Here is an 18099-nt window from a genome sequence, read left to right on the forward strand (position 1 = left end):
TTTCGTTAATCCTTTAACACAATAGTGATTACTTCAGCTGTTGATCTAAAAATGCCGCTAATGATTTATATAAATGATTACGCACTTTCTCGCCACGCATTGAATGCTTAGACCCTGGGTAATCCATCATTTGGAATAACTTACCCTCATCTTGCAACGCTTTATATACTCTAGTGCTGTTTTCAAACAGAACGTTATCATCAGCCATACCGTGATACATCAATAAGCCCGATTGATAATTTTTGACATAAGGTAAAATGCTGCTGGCGTCGTAACCTTTTTTATTGGTTTGCGGGTTCCCCATATAACGCTCAGTATAATGAGTGTCGTACAAACGCCAATCCGTTACTGGCGCACCCGATATTGCCGCTTTAAAATAACCCGGCGCCTTAAACTGACTCATCAACGCCATATAACCACCATAACTGTGACCATAAATAGCAACATTGTCACCATCAATAAACGGCAAGCTACGTAAGTAATCAACGCCAACTTTTTGATCGTTTACTTCGGCATCACCCATGTTTTGATAAATGACATGTTCAAATTGCGTGCCTCGATGCGCTGAGCCACGATTATCTAATTGAAATACCGCATAGCCTTGCTGCAGTAAATATTGAGTAAAATAATCTGCCTCGCTCCAGCTGTTGACTACTAACTGAGCATGCGGTCCACCATATACGCGCACCACAACCGGATACTGTTTAGCGGCATCAAAAGGCACCGGTTTAAACAGTCTGTATTGTAATGCTTGACCATCTTCAGCTGTTAATTGACCAAAATCAGGCATTTGCCATAAACCAGCATAATCATAAAGCGGATGATTTTTATCAATGTTATTTTGCTCAACCCAAGCTAACTGCTTGCCAGAATCATTGTGTAAACTTATCTGCGGCGGCTGCTGTAAACTACTAAAGTAATCTAAATAAACGGGCTTTTTATCCGCAAATACAGCCTCATGCATACCCGATGCTTGGCTAATTCGCTCAATGGAGTCCATGCCTTTATTAAGATTAACCCGATACAAATGACGTTCAACAACACTGTCTTTACGACCGCTAAAATATACCCAACCCGTTGCTTCATCGACATACTCAAGCGCATCAACAGCCCAATCACCTTGGGTTAATTGCTTAAGTTGTTTGCCCTGTAAGTCAAATAAATACAGATGATTAAATCCATCACGCTCAGAGCCCCAAATAAAGGCCGCTTGTTGCTTTAGGAAGTGTAAATCATTGTTTAAATTTACCCATGCTTTGCTGCGCTCTTCAATCACCGTTGTAACTTGTGTCGGCTGAGAGATTGCAGCAATGCGTAAATCCAACGTTTGTTGATCGCGGCTTTGCCATTGGAACGACACATGCTGGCTGTCGGGTAGCCAATCTACGCGAGGTAAATACATGTCTTTTTGTTTGCCCAAATCAATCCAGCTAATAGTGCGATCTTTTAAGGTCACGACACCCAGTGCGATCTCTACATTGGCTTTGCCTGCATAAGGGTAACGCTGCTCGGTTAATTTAATCCCCTCGGCGTAAATTTCATTACGAGTCACTAACTCCACACCCGTTTCATCAATACGAGTAAAGGCGATAGCAGACTCATCGGGCGCCCACCAATAACCTGTCATACGGTCCATTTCTTCTTGGGCGACAAACTCTGCCATAGCATTTTTAATCGGCCCTTTACCGTCTGTGGTGAGTGCTGTTACTTTTTGGTTATCCAATGACAATACAAATAAGTTTTGATCGCGTACAAACGATACAAAGTGACCTTTCGGAGACAAACGCGCATCGGTTGCAAAACCGTCACCGGTTGCAAGCTCAGCCACTTTATTACTGGCAACGTCATATAAATACAACTTACCCGCTGCAGGGATTAAAATATGTTGGCTGTCTTCAGACCAGAAATACTCCATGATCCCTTGGCCGTAAATACGTTGACGCTCTCGTCGAGCTTTTTCTTCATCAGACAGTTCTCCTGCCTCTAATTGATCAGCATTAATCAGTACACTGCGCTTACCAGTCGCGATATCCATTTGCCATAAATCATACAAATGTTGATTATCAGCACGGCTTGATAAATAAGTTACACGTTTTCCGTTAGGCGATAAGGCCAACCCGCGGGGGCTAGAACCCGCTAAGGCTGGTGACGCATGAATACGTTCGATGGTCAGTGGTGTAGTGCTACCGTTGATCGCAGTCAGTGTTGCGGTGGTTGATGAGTTCATGATACTGCCTTTAGCGGTTGCTGAAAAAACCGGGCTAGTAAAAAGGAGTGGCACGGCAGACACTGCCGCTAAAGCATGATGCTTCCATGTTATTGTCATTATTAATCCTTGGGGCAATTCAATCCGCCCACATTTTGCCTCAATTTACAGTAAAACCAAAACCCCAGATAACAATCGCTGAAATTAGCGCCATTGTGGGGTATGATTTGCACATAACTGATAAGAATTAACAACATCGACCTTAACCTCGCAAAATCTCATAGGAAAAATCATGCAGACTTTGGCACAAACCCTTAGCGCACAAGCCGTAAACGCGTCTTTAACACAACTACTATTAACCTTAGCTGACACCTCAAAAGCCATTAGTGGTGCGGTTCGTCACGGTGCATTAGCGGGTGTTTTGGGTGCAACAGAGCAAGAAAACATTCAAGGCGAAACCCAGAAAAAACTGGATGTGATCACCAATGACATGCTTAAAGATGCCCTTAAAACCGATGGCAATGTACGTGGTTTAGCGTCTGAAGAAGAAGATTATGTGGTTGAGGTGAACGCTAAAGGTGAATACTTAGTGTGTTTTGATCCACTCGATGGCTCATCAAATATCGATATCAACTCATTAGTGGGCACTATTTTTTCGGTATTACCAGCACCTACCGGAGAGTTAAACGAACAAAGCTTTTTACAAGCTGGCCGCAAACAAGTTGCTGCGGGTTATGTGTTGTATGGCCCATCAACCATGATGGCGCTAACCACTGGTCAAGGCACTCAGTTTTATACTCTTGCTCCAGACAGCCAAGAGTTTCTTCTGACCGACAATAACGTGCAAATAACCCCGGACACCGCCGAGTTTGCCATTAATATGTCAAACCAGCGTTTTTGGGAAGCACCAATGCAAACCTATATTGCCGATTTATTACTCGGAGAAATAGGACCACGAGAGCAATCATTTAACATGCGTTGGATTGCTGCAATGGTAGGTGATGTGCATCGTGTATTGTGTCGTGGTGGGATTTTCTCTTACCCGACAGACAATAAAAACCCAGCCAAACCGTTTAAGTTACGCTTAATGTATGAAGCCAACCCAATGGCATTGTTAGTGGAACAAGCTGGCGGTAAAGCATCAACAGGTTATGAAACTATTTTGGACATTCAGCCAACCGAAATCCATCAGCGCGTTGCGGTAATTTTAGGTAGCGCAAACGAAGTTGATACTTGCTTGAGCTATCACGGTATTGATTACAGCGAAGAGCCATCAATTGATTAATTGATTATGCTGTAAAAAAACCGCCTTTTGGCGGTTTTTTCATTTATGCGCTGCAGTTGAGCTCATTGATGATCTCACTGACGCGAATAAACACAGTTAACCAAAATACAAATTTGAATCATTAGGCACCAGTAAAGAATCATTTCTTTACAATAACTTAAATACCCACTAAGTTATTTTCAGGATATTAATTAAGGACTATAACGATGCCGCCCGCCAAACCATCGAATAAAAAAATATATATTGCGGCTATTTTACTCTTACTGCTTATTAGCATGAGTACTTATGCTTATCTGATGTCCACTAAAGCCCCTGCAATAGAAATTGGCACTATTTTAGTGCTTCCGGTGCAACTCGCGACAGACAACACAGACTCGCAATGGAATCGCTATGCCGCAATGGATGTGCTTATCCATCAGCTAAATGTCGGTGTTAGTTACCCATTACTGCAAACCGAAGATATTATAAATATCATCTCGCTTATCTCTAATGACCACTTGAGCCAAGCTGCCGATATTAAGCAATTAATGGCCATCTCCGGTGCGGGACTGGTGATTGAATCCAACATTACCGGCGCCAATAATCAATATCAATTAGCGTTTACATTACATCAGCAGCATCATACAGAAGCAGGAGTCGTTAACGCTTCAAGCATCGAGCAAGTATTATCAGCTGCAGCACAGATGATTACTCAGCGGCTCAATCCACAACACAGTTTACAAAATAATTTACAACAGAATCAAAAAGATAACAAGACAGAAACTCAATACCATTCACGTCTTAGTTCCCCCCTGTTGTTCAATGCAATGACACAACTACAACTTGGCGACATTAAAGCTGCTGAGCAGCACTTATCCAAGCTCATAAAATCCACACCCGATAACTTAGTTGCCATGCGTCTGCTAGCTAACATCCAATTGCAGCAACATCAATATCAACAGCTTAATACCACATTGATAGCAGCAATCGATCTAGCTACACATCAGCAAGATGAGCGAGAGCTAGCCAGATTAAGATTGTTATTAGCGCAAAGCTATACCGAAACCGACAGGATAGAACAAGCATTAGGTGTACTTACTATTGCCAAAACCAATGCTGCTAAAGTGAAAGACTGGCTAACATTAGGTTATATTTCACAGCTTGCTGGCATGATAAACCAGCGCATAAGTCGCAATGATGAAGCCAGAGAGCAGTTTAAAAAAGCCATTGAATATCATCAAATGATGAACTATCCCATCGGGCAAACACAGGCGTTGAATGAATTGGCTGAACTTGAGGTGATTGAGTTTAACTACCCACAAGCTTATCGCTATATTAATCGCTCTTATGAACAGGTCGCTCATCGCGGTTTAGATGATTTAGAAAAAATGACATTCAAGCTGATGACTAAGATAGAAAATAAAATGCAGCATAGATAGCATCTACTATATTCGACACAACAGGTTCGTCAATTTAAAGCCTTAAGCATATGACCTTAAACATAAGGCCTTAGACCTTAAACATAAGATCTTAGACATAAGATCTTAGACATGAGGCCTTAAAAAAAACACCTTAGACATAAAAATGGCCTGCTATGCAGGCCATTTTATTCATACTGCTAAACGGATCTTATACTTCCTCAGCGGTAGTTTTTGCAGCCTCAAGCTGATGCGCTTGTTCAGTTTGATCAACAATGGTTAATACCGCAGTATCACCGACCACATTACATGAGGTTAACACCATATCAATAATACGGTCTAATGCAGCAACAATTACAAATGCTTCTGCTGGTAAGCCTAATTGGTAAATCAATACCCCAATCATCACCATTCCACCACCAGGAACACCACCAGCACCCACCGACAGTAAAAATACGCTAAACAATAACGATGGAATTTGATCATTACTGATTGGCATACCAAAGGCATTCGCGACAAAGAAGATTGCAATGGTAATATAAATCGACACCCCACCCATGTTCATGGTTGCACCCAGTGGCACACCAAAACCAGCCACCGCTTTGCTCACACCTAGTTTGTCAGTAAGGGTACGCATGGTTACCGGAATAGTGGCGTTTGAGCTAGCTGTAGACAATGAAAAGAGAATTTGTTCTTGAGTTTTTTCTCTGAAAGTCTTCGCTGAAATAGGAGTGAACAGGCTGACCGAATATGGATATACGATAAAAATCCAAATCAATAACAGAGCCAAAATAAGCACTAAATATTCAACAACACTGACAAAAATTTCAGGTTCTAAGGTTGCGCCTAATTTAAACATTAAGGCGAATACACCGTATGGCGCTAAACTCATTACTACTGAAATTAAGCGCATCATTATTTTATTGGCGGTTTGAAATCCTTTAACTGCTCCCTCAACCGATTGCCCCATTGATTTAATGACACCGCCCATTAATAGCGCCATAAAAATCACTTGCAACATATTGCCAGAGGTAAAAGCTGAAAACGGATTGTTTGGTACGATACTCACAATTAACGACATTAAATCAGGCAGTTCTGTCGCGGTAATATCCAGTGAACCGTTGCTCGACATATCCACGCCTTTACCGGGCTCAAATATCATTGCGACGGTAAAAGCAGCTAAAATCGCGACCATGGTATTAATGATATAAAACCCAAAGGTTTTCCCCCCTAAACGACCAAAGCTTTTTAAATCTTGTAACTCACACACACCACACACAATACTCACAAACACCAGTGGAACTACTAGCATCATAATCATATTGACGAACATGGTGCCAATACCACTTGCTAGGCTAACTAACGTGCCACCAAAAAAAGCATTATCGGCCAGTAAAAACTGCACCATGCTACCAAGCAGAACCCCAAAAAATAGACCGATAAAGATCCGTGCTGAAAGTGATTTTGTCATCTATAAATTTCCCTTCGAAATGGCAACTTCTGTTGCTAATTATTGTTATACCAATCCTGGTGCTTATTCTTTTCGAGCGCTGAAATACTGAGACATAGCGCAATATATTTCAATCACCTTATGAACAAAAGTGATGACTTAATCGTCGCTTAACAAGCATGCAATATAAAAGCTAAAAATAACAATAGATTATAGACTTAGTTAATCACTAACGATGGTATAACCAGTAATAGATTTAGGACGAAAACGGCTAAAATCTGTGCGTATAGCTATAAAAATCAAGCAGACAGCGAGAGTAACAATCAATTTGAAGGTTTTACTTGGCGGTTGAGTGAGCTCAACTCGGTTTAATAAATCGGCGTAGTATTTTTTTATTCTGCACAGTGGTTTTATTATGAAGAGTGGTTTTATTCTGAACAGTGGATATTAAGTAACGTCAGTGACATCGATTTGGCTAACATGTGCTGCTGTTTAATGCTCACGCAATGTTGTCCGAGCCATTGCACTAACGCTAACCATTGTGGATTATATATTACTGATGAAGCGGAAAATTGAGAATCTGATTTATCGCCAGAATGTGCATCTCGATGCAAGTTATTAAGGTAAGCCCATTGCTTGTGTTGTTTATGAAAATCATCCGTGGAATTTGTCTGGGCTAACGCTAATAACTTATCAGGCGACGCTAGTGCAAGTTGCGGCACTATTATGCTGCAGCAAGACTCAAGGCTATTAGCAATCATTAACCCGGCAGGATCAAGGTCAGTAAAGCCAATGACATTGATATTGAGTGATTCAAGTAAGTGTAAAAAACGCTTTCGACCTGCTGGCGAATAGTCATGACTACCACGGTATAACACCATACAGTTATTAATGATGGCCTGTAAATCTGAGGTAAATAAGTTGGCAAAAAAGTGATCAAAACTGTCGAGATTTTCGACCACGATGAGGTTCGTTAGATTGAGTCGCTGACAAAGCGCGATTGCACTATCGACCTTTAACCGCAGTGAACAATTATGTACAGATAATAAATCGGCAACTGAACCTGACGCTAAATCAGTCTCTAGGCTTTGAGATAAACTAGGCGCTAGCTTAATTAATACATAGTCAGCTTCAGGGCTGATGTTAGCGTATTTTTCATTAGCGCTAAGTTGTGACATCTGTTGGCGGGGCACATCAAAATCAAGGGCCAGAATATCTAAGCCCGAATCAATTTGGGCCATGTTACGCAGTAAAACATAATCGTTTGCAGTCAAATACAGGTATTTGTCAGTTCCATCGGTCTCACCTATTTGCCACAATTGATACAATTTTTTCCAATCGGCAGTGAACTTCACCCGCGGCAAGCGCTGCTTTGCCGCGTGTTCCATTAGCTGTAACTGTCTTTTGCTTAGGCTAGCCATAACTCAACATCGTTAATGATAAAGTTACCGCTATAAACCGGATCAGGTTTACCTATCGGTTCAAGCTCAAAGTAATTTTTATGCTCATCGGCTAAACCTTCATAACCGCCAATGACTTGATAAAGCCAACTTTCGGCATCCCATGTTAATTGCTTCTCTTGCAAATAACTTAATGCCGATTGACGTAAACCAGAATCAATCACTTCACAAAAATATTCATCCACGGCTATTTTAAGGGGATTTTCAGGGATATCAAAATCCTCACTGTCGCCCATTTCAAAGGTCACGTTGTGCTCACGCAGTACCGCAGGTAACGAGTCGCGACTAATGGCTTTAACTTGTGCCACTAACCCCATCAACTCTAGTTCGTGATGAGGGTTAGACACATCTACACTTGCAGGGGCTATCAGCGCTTCAGCACAATTAAATAATACCGGCACCGCTTTATGCACTACATGGTTTTCAGGTTGGTAATCAGGATGCATGTTGGTGTGCAGTAACCAACCTTTTAGTAATCGGGTGCGCCCTTGTATTTGCCTAAATCTCCCAAGTAACTCATACAATCTCGCTTGGACAATACTCAACTCTTGGGTACATTGACTTAAGGTTTCTTGCAAACTGGTCATCAATAAACGGCGCAATTCACGAATATCGCCAGCAATTTCACCTAACTCGCTAAATTGAAACATTTCTAAGCCGTTTAGCAGCTCTGACACCTGGCTTTGGGCTAATTCGTTTTCGCGAATTTTGGCTCTTATAGTCCCAACATAACCAAATTCGTTGTTAATTCGGCTCCATAACACCCGAATTGAATAACGTAAACTGTCGGTAAAACTGTAAACATGCTCATTTAAATCGGCTAAATAGGCTTCTGCAGCACTAAAATCCACATCACGGCGCGCCTCTTTATAATGGTCGGCTAAGGTTTTTATTGTCGCTAGCGCTGAGCCGACGTTGGCATCAATCTGTCGATTACGTTCGTCGCTTAATGCTTCTTCCAATAATGCCCGCACCGAACGCTTTAAGCGCAGTTCTTGATCCGGTTCTGGTCGCCATAAAATGCCACTTTTTTTCAGTTTTTCGATAACACCAGCATCATGGGCTGTATCGTTAATCGACCCAGCCAAATATGCATCCATGACAACATCGGCATGGCGCCCAAGTTGCTTGAGCAGCTTTACCCCAGCTTGGTGTAAGTTACTGCTCATATCAAGTCCCTTTGAGTCGCTGTTTCTGCCTGTGCCTCAAGGCTTAAGCCTTCGGTCTCATCAATAAAGCGGATCACTTCGTATAAATAATCTAACTTACCCGTGGCAATATAAATCTGTTTTTCACTATTGGGTTTGGTTAAATAACCCAGTTCCACTAAGCGCTTAAACACCAACTTAATTTGGCCGTCAACGTTAGTACTGCTTGAACCGAATAATCGGTAATGGCTCAACTTAGTGAGTTGCTCTCTAAAGGCTGGCGTGTCTTCAATACGCGCTTGTAAATCGGTTAAGCGGATCGGCGCGCCTTCGCTCAGCGGAGCATCTTGACCACTGGCTTCTTGCACTAATACTAGCCATTCCACTAATGGAATAAGGCCTGAGCAAATATCTTTAAATTGCGATGAAATAACTTTGCGCTCAACCTCGCCGAGCTGCAAATAACCGCAAAAAAAGACTTCACCCTCACCAGCACTGGCAATGGTGCGATTAATTTGGTTAAGGTAGGTTTCAACTCTGTCGCGAGTGCTGTTGTTTTTTAATGCCCGCCAACCGTCTTCATTGGTCACTCGGCAAATAAACTCACCACGCAACAATTGCTCTATTAATGCGCCAGTACCTACTAAGGTAGTTTCAGTCGATTCAGACATTAGATGTGCTCCTTAGCAGTTTCAGCGCGAGTCATTTCCGCCGTAGGCATTTCGGTTTTAGTGTTACGTTGCGATAAACGGGCCGCTAACGGGTTGGCTTTAGGTTTAACGACCTGCAGCTTTTTAGTTTGCTTATTAATGATGTAACGGTTAGCAAATAGACTTAGCACTTCAGATTCAGGATTTGGGAAAGCCCCTAATACACTGATATTGTTGTTCTCACAGGCATCGAAGATTTTCTTCACGTTAGTGTGATGTAGCGTACCTAACTCATCAATTGGCCAATGGATAGTGACATTGGCTTTACCGCGCAATAAACGGGTGAAGGCCAATAAAAACTTACATAAAATAAGGTAAGCCATACCATGACTTGAAGACTCGTTTAACTGACGGTCGGTACGAATAATTAAGTCGCTGTTACCTTCTTTTAAACGCAGTTCGATTTCTAACAGTTTCGCAATACCGCCGGTTAATGCTGCACGGCCAATAATGTCTAATGCACGGCGCATTGAGTTAGTGTAATGCTCGTCCGGTAGTTGGCTGAAACCATCTGCTTTCCACGCTTTAAAGGCCTTAACAAACACTTCAAGTTCAGGCCAAAACTCCAGTTCGCTGATGCGAGAGCGAATTCGCACAGCCGATTCTGATACTCCTTCGAGGAATAATTCTTCACCCACTTCACGGGTAATACGCGCGCTTTGGCTGGCAATACGGCGGTCAATATCGGTTAACACGTCATAAAACGCCGTTAAATCAATACCAAAAATACGCCCTTGTTCGCGAATTGCCATTAACGATTGCGGCACCATCACATTCAATAACTGCTCAAGCTGTGGGACTAACTTGCGATAGTCGAGTAGACGAATACCTTTGTCGTTAACAAAGCTAGACTCATCACGGGCCCGCTCCCAAAATTCGGCCAAACTTGAACCTGATTTACTGGCAATGACCGAGTCAAAGTGTTCAACATATTGTTTAACAGAACCCATTAAGTAGTCACGCTTTAGCAATAAATCTTCGCCTTGGCGCAAACGCTCGCCAATGCTGCCCATCGCTTCATCGTTATTAGCTGGCAATTTGAGCTCAGCTAACTTGCGCATCACGGCGCGCAGCTTAGTGAGGTTTTCAGACGCCTCTACTTGGGCGGCATCACAGGCTTTACGTTCGGTTTCTAAACTGTCTCTTCGGTGTTTTATTTCTGCCGTTTTCGCTTTTAGCAGTTGCTCCAACTCCAGCGTAGCGCGCTTAACATCAGTTAATTGAGTTTGCACTTTAGGCTTTCGAACAAGCCAGGTATGTTGATACCAATCATCAAAACGCAGCACTTCACTGCGCCGTTGTTCTGCATTACTTATGCAGGCTTCAAGATCGCGGATCTGTTTTTTAAGCGCCAAAATGGTGCCTTCATCAACACCACGCGACTGAAGCTCATTTTTGTACCAGGTTTCACCTGCTTTTTGCTCGGTTTTTGCATTTGCACGGCGTTGTTCGATATTGGCTTTAATCTGGCCTAATTGATTATCAATGGCGCCGACCACTTCTTGCCAATAGGCATTTTTTTCCATGCGCGCTTCAAGCGCCTGCTCTTTTTGCTCGCTTAACCAACCAAGGTGCTGATTGCTAAGCAGCTTAAGTTCATTATCAAGTTGTACTAATCGCTTGCTCGAATCGGCTTTACGATCTGCCACAGCTTGATTGATTTTTTGTTGTTCGTTACGCTTTTCATCAAATAGGCGGCGTAAATCTTCACGGCTATTTTTGTACGCTGTACGGGCAAAGGTCAGTTCGCGGGTGATGCTATCGAGCGCCGTATTCATAGCAACCAGTTGATCTTCCGCTTCGGCATGCATTTCTTGCGCACTTTTTAGTGCTTCTTCTGCTTTGGCTAAACGAATACGTAAATCTTGCTCTGTAGCGGCATACTCCGGTACATCAATGGCTTTAAGATCGAGGTTAACCCCAAATAATGCTTCACTGCTGTCTTTGGTTAGGCTTGGGTGTAGATCGCTGCGATGCAACAACTCTGGCGCGATAACTTTACCAAAGGTGTGCTCCCAACCGTGGGCTTCTTTACGCAAAAACTCCAACAAGGTATGCGACTGTGGGAACAACATATGGTGCAGTTCTTCTTTGGCATTTTCTCGGTCACTAACGCGAATACTGGATATACGCAGCGCTTCGTTAGCTTGGTCGCGCTTGGCCCGTTGTTTACGCTCTTCTGTGGTTAAACGATCGACCTTTTGATTACAGGTTTCTTGCTCTTCATCAGCTAGGCTTATGCGTTCATCGAAAATCGCTAAACGCATTTTTTCATCTTCGGTGTAAGTCACACCATCAACTTGATGCTTAAGCTCGGCAGCGGTTAATTTAAGTTGGTATTCTTGCTCGCTAAATTTGGCTTTACCTGTATCCGTTTGTTCACGCCATTGCAGCTCTAGTTTAGCAAGATCGTCATTGGCAAGCTCACGTTGCTTATCACGCGCTTCACGTTGGGTGTCTTGCTCAAGATGTAGCGTTTCAAGTTCGCGATGTAATTGCTCAGCAATTTTGCTACGGCGGGCATTAAAGGCGGCTTCAATATCTTGGTGTTTTTCGGTTTGTAATTTATGACGCTCGTTAAGGTTTTCAACATCACTGCGCCAATTAGGCAAATTATCTAAATCAGCTTTGGCTTGTTCAATGTCTGCATCTAAAAAAGCAGCATGCTGGTCTTCAATGGCATTGAGTTCATCTTCAAATTTGCCAGCGTCACCTTTAGCGGCAGATAATTCCTGGTTTAACTCATCACGAACATCTTTCCACTCATCATCTAATAAACGCAACTTGAGGTTTAGTTCTTTACCATGAGTTTGGTTACGATCTTGGCGATCAGCTTCTAAGGTTTCGTCAGCGCGATAACCGCGCGATAAACTGGCTAAGCGTAACTCTGCGCTTAATAGCTGATTAAATTCTTGTTCGAGCTTTTCGTATTCGGGGCGGATTTGTTCAAAACCTTGCACCAGCTGACTTTCACGGATCCACGTTTCTACTCGTTGTGGATTCAGTCTAGACGTCGGTGGGTTTACCCCATCTTCTTCTAAAATGGCTGCGATCATTGATTTAACCGTTTCCATTTTGCCCTCTTTCGAGTGCACGGCTTTAGCGAGTTTTTCGATATGACGCAAGCTATGTTCGCCGTCACACAACGAGAACTGACGCGCGTAAGTCCGCAGCTCATTGCGGTTACTGCCGGTATTTAATAAGCTACGATCGTTCTGGATGATCGCTCGAAACTCGCGAGTGTTTAACAAGTTTGTATGGGCTACGCCATCACGTTTTACTTCACGGCCCAACTCTGCCATTGAATGACAAATGATGGTGTCGCCATTACGCGACTTAATATAATGCTCTAACTCAAAAGCACGGCCAATAAAGCGGTAATTTACCCCTTTACCGTCACCCGCTGATGCTAAAACCGCTTGATAAAGTAAACCATCATCTTTTTGATATTCATAGATAATGTAGCTTGAGTCATGGGGTAAATACCAACGTTCGAAACTGTCACGCGTTGACGGAACAACACGGCTAGGGTACTCGCCATAAAATACCGGCACTAACCGTTGTAAGGTTGTTTTACCAGAGGCATTGGTACCACAAATATTAGTGTGACCCTTTAATAACAGTTCGACCACACCTGGTAGGTGGGTATTAATTAACACGATTCTAATCAAGCTTGGCATGATAATCCTTTTCCAAACAGCTCACATTGCAGTGACAAAGAAGCAAAATACGGATGAAAAAATAACGTCTATTTATTCAATTTAAATAAAGTAAAACAAACGCAGGCTGGAGGCAATTTTCCCCCACAAAAATTGGCTTTATAATACGCTAAATAATTCAAAAATGGCGGCTAACAATGCAGCAAACAGCCAGAAACTGTTTATGTGCAACATATGTCGTCAGGCAGAGAGGATAAACACTGCGGAGCAGAAGGCTTTTTGGTGCTGGATAAAATAAAAAACGCACAGATTTCTCTGTGCGTTTTTTTATCGTGTACCACTCACATTTGGATCTGAATTGTCAGCAATATTACAATTTAAACTGTGAGGTAGCGTGGTTAAGCTCATTAGCAAAACCGTCTAACCCTTCTGAAATACCCTGCACTTCGGCAAGAATTCCCAGTGTTTGTTCAAACGATGCATTCATTTCAATCACATTATTCGCCACATGTGCAGCTACCAAAGATTGTTGTTCAGTCGCTGAAGCAATATGAGTATTCATACTATTAATACTGACAATTTTAGATTGAATTGAGCTTAAGACTTCACCGGTGTCTTTAGCATAACGCTCGTTTTCTGATGACTTAGTAATCGCCACATCCATGGTGCTCACCGATGATTCAGCTGCGATTTTAAGCTTTTCTAATACGCCACGGATTTCTTTAGTCGCGTCTGCCGTTTTAGACGCCAGTGCGCGAACTTCATCAGCAACAACAGCAAAACCACGTCCATGCTCACCCGCTCTAGCGGCTTCAATGGCCGCATTTAACGCCAATAAGTTTGTTTGATCTGCAATAGAGGTAATCACGTTCAAAATTGAGCCGACACTTTCGGTGTCTTTAGCTAACTCATGAATTGAGTTCGATGCCAACTCAATACCTGAGTTGAGTTCTTGAGAAATTCTCACTGTACGTTGTACTACAGCTAAGCCCTCTGTCGCTTCTCGCTCAGCAACTTGTGCCGCTTCTGCCGCTTGCTGGGCACTGTGTGAAATGTCATTCACCGAGTGGCGCATTTCTTCCATCGACATATGCACGGCTTTAGCATCGTGGCTTTGTTGCTTGGTTGCCTTAGTCGCAACAGCCATACGTTCTTTTAACGATGACGCACTGTCTAATAATGGACTGGTAACACTGACGACTTGTTGTATAGAGTCCGCCAATAAACGTAAAAAACGGTTAAAATTGCTTGATACTTGTCCTAGTTCATCAGTACCTGCAACCGTCAATTGATGACGCAAGTTACCTTTACCATCTGCTAACTCACCCAATGAACTTGCCACATCACCAGCAGAACCACTGATGGAACGAGCAATCGAAATAGTAGCAAGCGCCATAAACACCAATAATGCGATACCGATGCTAAATGAAAGATATAAACTTTGCTCTGAACGGTCGCCAGCCTCTTTAATGGTAGAGCTAAACTCATCCACTTTGTCGGCTTTATAAACAGTAATTCCGTTGGTCAGTTTATCGAAAATCTTAGCTTTTTTCTGACTGATTTGGCCCACATCTGCCATATCGATCGTGCCATCAAGCATGCCTCTTGCCAATGACAGTGTCATGGTATTGTATTCATTGAGGCTGTTAGATAATTGCGATAAAGCGGCAGTCTCTTGCTGATCGGTAGTTGATAAGTCGGTTAAATTCTCGTTAAGTGAAACAAACGTTTTATTGGCGTTTTCGAGCAAATCTTCATCTGCAAACGATACCGCTTGGGTATATAACTCATCTAAGCGTTGTACATAAATGACGTTTTGGTTTGCAAGTTCAACCCGGTTTGCCACCTTGGTTTCCATGAAAGACAAGGTGTCGCGATTTTTATTAATCGCAACGGTGCTAATACCAAGGTTAACGGCAAAAATAATAACCGATAAAACAAAAATCAATCCAACCTTTTTGAAGATTGACATGTTACTAAACCAATTCATATTCCGCCCCCAAGCGATAATCAAATGAAGATAAAACAAATGTAGAGCTTATCAATACAACTACAGAGATATTGCTATTGAGAACCGTGATACCGAATCTCAATCCTTGAGGCTATTATTGTGTTGCGACGGATACCGTTTAACATCAACCCTTAGTCAATTCACTACAGCTGATAGTATTTTATTGTTATAAAAATACTATCTAACGAGATAAAGCTCATGTGTAAATGACTATCTATTTTTATATTTACGTAAAGGTGTACGTAAAGGCTATCGACCTAAGTTCAATATACTTGAAAATTTTCTAATATATCAATTTCTTTATCCGTTATTGATAAACAACCAATCCATACAATGTAAGGTTGTAAATGAAAATACAAAAAAATAGCCTGCAAAATGCAGGCTATTTTTATTCGGTGGTTGATATAAAACCACGTATAACAAATCTTACAATCTGCTATGCAGCTTTTACATCCTCTTCTTCTGAATGTCTGATGAGATAATCAAATGCACCCAGTGATGCTGTTGCGCCGCTGCCCATAGCAATAATGATTTGCTTAAACGGGGTATTGGTTACATCACCTGCGGCGAATACACCAGGGATAGATGTTTGGCCACGCTCATCGACTATAATTTCGCCGCGAGGGGTCATCTCAACCACACCTTTTAGCCATTCAGTATTAGGAACTAAACCAATTTGAACAAAGATACCGGCTAAGACAACGGTATTACTTTCACCAGTCGCACGATCAGTGTAGATCAAACTGGTTACACGGGTACCATCACCTTTGACTTCAGTGGTCATCGCTTGGGTAATAATGGTGATGTTACCCATTGATTTAGCTTTGCGCTGTAGCACTTCATCGGCACGTAACTTACTGTCAAACTCAAGTACGGTGACGTGTTCAACGATGTTAGCAAGGTCGATAGCCGCTTCAATACCAGAGTTACCGCCACCAATAACCGCAACACGCTTACCTTTAAATAATGGGCCGTCACAGTGTGGGCAATACGCTACGCCTTTATTACGGTACTCTTGTTCACCAGGAACGTTCATTTCTCTCCAACGTGCACCAGTTGCCAAAATTATCGTTTTACTGCTTAGGGTTGCGCCACTTTCTAAGGTCACATCAAGCAGGCCATTTTTAGCTAAACTCAACGCTCGTTGGTTTTGCATAATGTCGACGTCATAATCCTTAACGTGGGCTTCAAGGTTAGCAACTAGTTTAGGCCCTTCGGTTTTAGACACTGAAATAAAGTTCTCAATACCTACGGTTTCGGCAACTTGGCCGCCAAATTTCTCCGCTACGATACCGGTGTTTAACCCTTTACGAGCAGAATAAATTGCCGCTGCAGCACCTGCTGGACCGCCACCAATCACTAACATATCAAAAACTGATTTTTGGTTTAACTGCTCAGCTTGTCTGCCTGCAGCATTTTTATCTAACTTATTCAGTACTTCAACAACGCTAATAGCACCTACAGAGAAGGCTTCGCCGTTTAAAAATACTGATGGCACTGACATGATATTGCGATCGCTCACTTCCTGTTGGAAAAGCGCACCGTCAATCATCACGTTAGTAATATTTGGGTTAATTGCCGCCATCATATTCAGTGCTTGGATCACTTCAGGACAGGTTTGGCAACTTAACGAAATATAGGTTTCAAAATGGAATTCACCCGGCAATTGGCGGATTTGTTCAATGATATCCGCATCCAACTTAATCGGATGTCCGCCGCTGTGTAATAGCGCTAACACCAGTGAGGTAAATTCATGACCCATTGGCAATCCAGCAAAGGTAATGTTGGTTGCAGCTTGTGGGTTAATCACACTCATACTTGGTGTACGCTGACCTTGCTGATACGTGACTGAAACTAAGTCTGATGAGTCAATAATGTCTTGGGCTAGGCTGGTTAATTCTTTGCCTTTGTTTGAGTCATCTGCAGATACGACAAGTTCAACTGGGCGCTTGAGGTTTTGCAGATAGGTTTTCAGTTGATTTTTTACATTCGCATCTAACATAACAACTCCTAAAAAATGGGTAATAATCGATAATTTTAAAAGTGCTAGTCAGTGCCGGGGGAACACCGACTAGCTGGAGATGATATTACTAACCTAAGGGTAAACTTAGTGGTTAGATTTTACCCACTAGGTCAATTGAAGGAGCCAATGTTTCTTCACCTGGCTGCCATTTAGCTGGACATACTTCGCCATCGTGAGTTGCAACATATTGTGCAGCTTGAATTTTACGAACTAGTTCAGAAGCGCTACGGCCAATACCTAGGTCATGAATTTCAGCGACTTTAACTTGGCCTTCAGGGTTGATAACGAAACTACCGCGAAGTGCTAAACCATCTTCTTCAATCATTACACCAAAGTTGCGAGTGATAACACCAGTTGGGTCACCAATCATTGGGTAAGTAATTTTGCCGATTGTGTCTGAACTTGAATGCCAAGCTTTGTGGGTAAAGTGAGTGTCAGTTGATACTGAGTAAACTTCAACGCCCATTGCTTGTAACTTTTCATAATGGTCAGCCATGTCGCCCAATTCAGTTGGACATACAAAAGTAAAGTCAGCTGGGTAGAAAAATACTACTGCCCACTTGCCTAATAAATCTTGCTCGGTAACTTCAACGAAAGCACCATTGTGGAATGCAGTTGCTTTGAAAGGTTTGATAGTGCTATTGATGATAGATTGTGTCATGTCATGCTCCATTTAGATTTACATTAAACCCGATACCAATATGGTTTCGGTGATGGCAAACAAACTGTGCTCGTCATCTGATGTAGTCA

The 18099-nt window shown here is 42.4% G+C and carries 11 protein-coding genes; 2 read left to right on the forward strand and 9 right to left on the reverse strand.

Annotated features, from left to right (window positions below; all coding sequences use genetic code 11):
* Positions 1–28 precede the first annotated feature (28 nt).
* Entirely contained in the window at positions 29–2326 is a 2298-nt protein-coding gene (locus CXF88_RS07160) for a S9 family peptidase (RefSeq protein ID WP_101086205.1), read from the reverse strand.
* Positions 2327–2498: 172 nt separating this feature from the next.
* Here CXF88_RS07160 and CXF88_RS07165 point away from each other — a divergent pair, with 172 nt between their 5' ends.
* Complete coding sequence (locus tag CXF88_RS07165; protein ID WP_101086206.1) at positions 2499–3491, forward strand: class 1 fructose-bisphosphatase; 993 nt, start codon at positions 2499–2501, stop codon at positions 3489–3491.
* A gap of 206 nt (positions 3492–3697) precedes the next feature.
* Positions 3698–4909 (forward strand): hypothetical protein, encoded by a 1212-nt coding sequence (locus CXF88_RS07170; RefSeq protein WP_101086207.1) that lies wholly within the window; start codon positions 3698–3700, stop codon positions 4907–4909.
* A gap of 190 nt (positions 4910–5099) precedes the next feature.
* On the opposite strand, the gene CXF88_RS07175 is transcribed toward CXF88_RS07170, so the two are convergent.
* The 8 genes from CXF88_RS07175 to ahpC all read right to left on the reverse strand — a co-directional run bounded on the left by CXF88_RS07175 (position 5100) and on the right by ahpC (position 18010).
* Positions 5100–6359, reverse strand: a complete 1260-nt coding sequence (locus CXF88_RS07175; RefSeq protein ID WP_101086208.1) for a dicarboxylate/amino acid:cation symporter — start codon at positions 6357–6359, stop codon at positions 5100–5102.
* A gap of 407 nt (positions 6360–6766) precedes the next feature.
* Positions 6767–7759 carry a hypothetical protein gene (locus CXF88_RS07180; protein WP_101086209.1) on the reverse strand — a complete coding sequence of 331 codons (993 nt, stop codon included), beginning with the start codon at positions 7757–7759 and terminating at the stop codon, positions 6767–6769.
* Complete coding sequence (locus tag CXF88_RS07185) at positions 7747–8967, reverse strand: phosphoenolpyruvate carboxylase (RefSeq protein ID WP_101086210.1); 1221 nt, start codon at positions 8965–8967, stop codon at positions 7747–7749. Before CXF88_RS07185 ends, CXF88_RS07180 begins: the two co-directional genes overlap by 13 nt.
* Positions 8964–9617, reverse strand: a complete 654-nt coding sequence (locus tag CXF88_RS07190; protein ID WP_011636014.1) for a hypothetical protein — start codon at positions 9615–9617, stop codon at positions 8964–8966. The genes CXF88_RS07185 and CXF88_RS07190 overlap by 4 nt, the downstream gene beginning before the upstream one ends.
* Entirely contained in the window at positions 9617–13336 is a 3720-nt protein-coding gene (locus CXF88_RS07195; RefSeq protein ID WP_101086211.1) for an ATP-binding protein, read from the reverse strand. Before CXF88_RS07195 ends, CXF88_RS07190 begins: the two co-directional genes overlap by 1 nt.
* A gap of 349 nt (positions 13337–13685) precedes the next feature.
* Positions 13686–15287 (reverse strand): HAMP domain-containing methyl-accepting chemotaxis protein, encoded by a 1602-nt coding sequence (locus tag CXF88_RS07200; protein WP_242445111.1) that lies wholly within the window; start codon positions 15285–15287, stop codon positions 13686–13688.
* Positions 15288–15762: 475 nt separating this feature from the next.
* Positions 15763–17328, reverse strand: coding sequence for an alkyl hydroperoxide reductase subunit F (gene ahpF / locus CXF88_RS07205; RefSeq protein ID WP_101086213.1), 1566 nt, complete (start codon positions 17326–17328; stop codon positions 15763–15765).
* A gap of 112 nt (positions 17329–17440) precedes the next feature.
* Positions 17441–18010 (reverse strand): alkyl hydroperoxide reductase subunit C, encoded by a 570-nt coding sequence (gene ahpC, locus CXF88_RS07210; protein WP_101086214.1) that lies wholly within the window; start codon positions 18008–18010, stop codon positions 17441–17443.
* Positions 18011–18099: the final 89 nt, after the last annotated feature.

The sequence above is a fragment of the Shewanella sp. ALD9 genome (genome assembly GCF_002836315.1).
Lineage (GTDB): Bacteria > Pseudomonadota > Gammaproteobacteria > Enterobacterales > Shewanellaceae > Shewanella.

What these genes read in the sequence shown, in the direction of transcription:
- CXF88_RS07195 (WP_101086211.1), bottom strand. Translation starts at nt 13,336, where the DNA reads ATGCCAAGCTTGATTAGAATCGTGTTAATTAATACCCACCTACCAGGT.
- ahpF (WP_101086213.1), bottom strand. Translation starts at nt 17,328, where the DNA reads ATGTTAGATGCGAATGTAAAAAATCAACTGAAAACCTATCTGCAAAAC.
- ahpC (WP_101086214.1), bottom strand. Translation starts at nt 18,010, where the DNA reads ATGACACAATCTATCATCAATAGCACTATCAAACCTTTCAAAGCAACT.
- CXF88_RS07160 (WP_101086205.1), bottom strand. Translation starts at nt 2,326, where the DNA reads ATGACAATAACATGGAAGCATCATGCTTTAGCGGCAGTGTCTGCCGTG.
- CXF88_RS07170 (WP_101086207.1), top strand. Translation starts at nt 3,698, where the DNA reads ATGCCGCCCGCCAAACCATCGAATAAAAAAATATATATTGCGGCTATT.
- CXF88_RS07165 (WP_101086206.1), top strand. Translation starts at nt 2,499, where the DNA reads ATGCAGACTTTGGCACAAACCCTTAGCGCACAAGCCGTAAACGCGTCT.
- CXF88_RS07180 (WP_101086209.1), bottom strand. Translation starts at nt 7,759, where the DNA reads ATGGCTAGCCTAAGCAAAAGACAGTTACAGCTAATGGAACACGCGGCA.
- CXF88_RS07185 (WP_101086210.1), bottom strand. Translation starts at nt 8,967, where the DNA reads ATGAGCAGTAACTTACACCAAGCTGGGGTAAAGCTGCTCAAGCAACTT.
- CXF88_RS07175 (WP_101086208.1), bottom strand. Translation starts at nt 6,359, where the DNA reads ATGACAAAATCACTTTCAGCACGGATCTTTATCGGTCTATTTTTTGGG.
- CXF88_RS07190 (WP_011636014.1), bottom strand. Translation starts at nt 9,617, where the DNA reads ATGTCTGAATCGACTGAAACTACCTTAGTAGGTACTGGCGCATTAATA.
- CXF88_RS07200 (WP_242445111.1), bottom strand. Translation starts at nt 15,287, where the DNA reads ATGTCAATCTTCAAAAAGGTTGGATTGATTTTTGTTTTATCGGTTATT.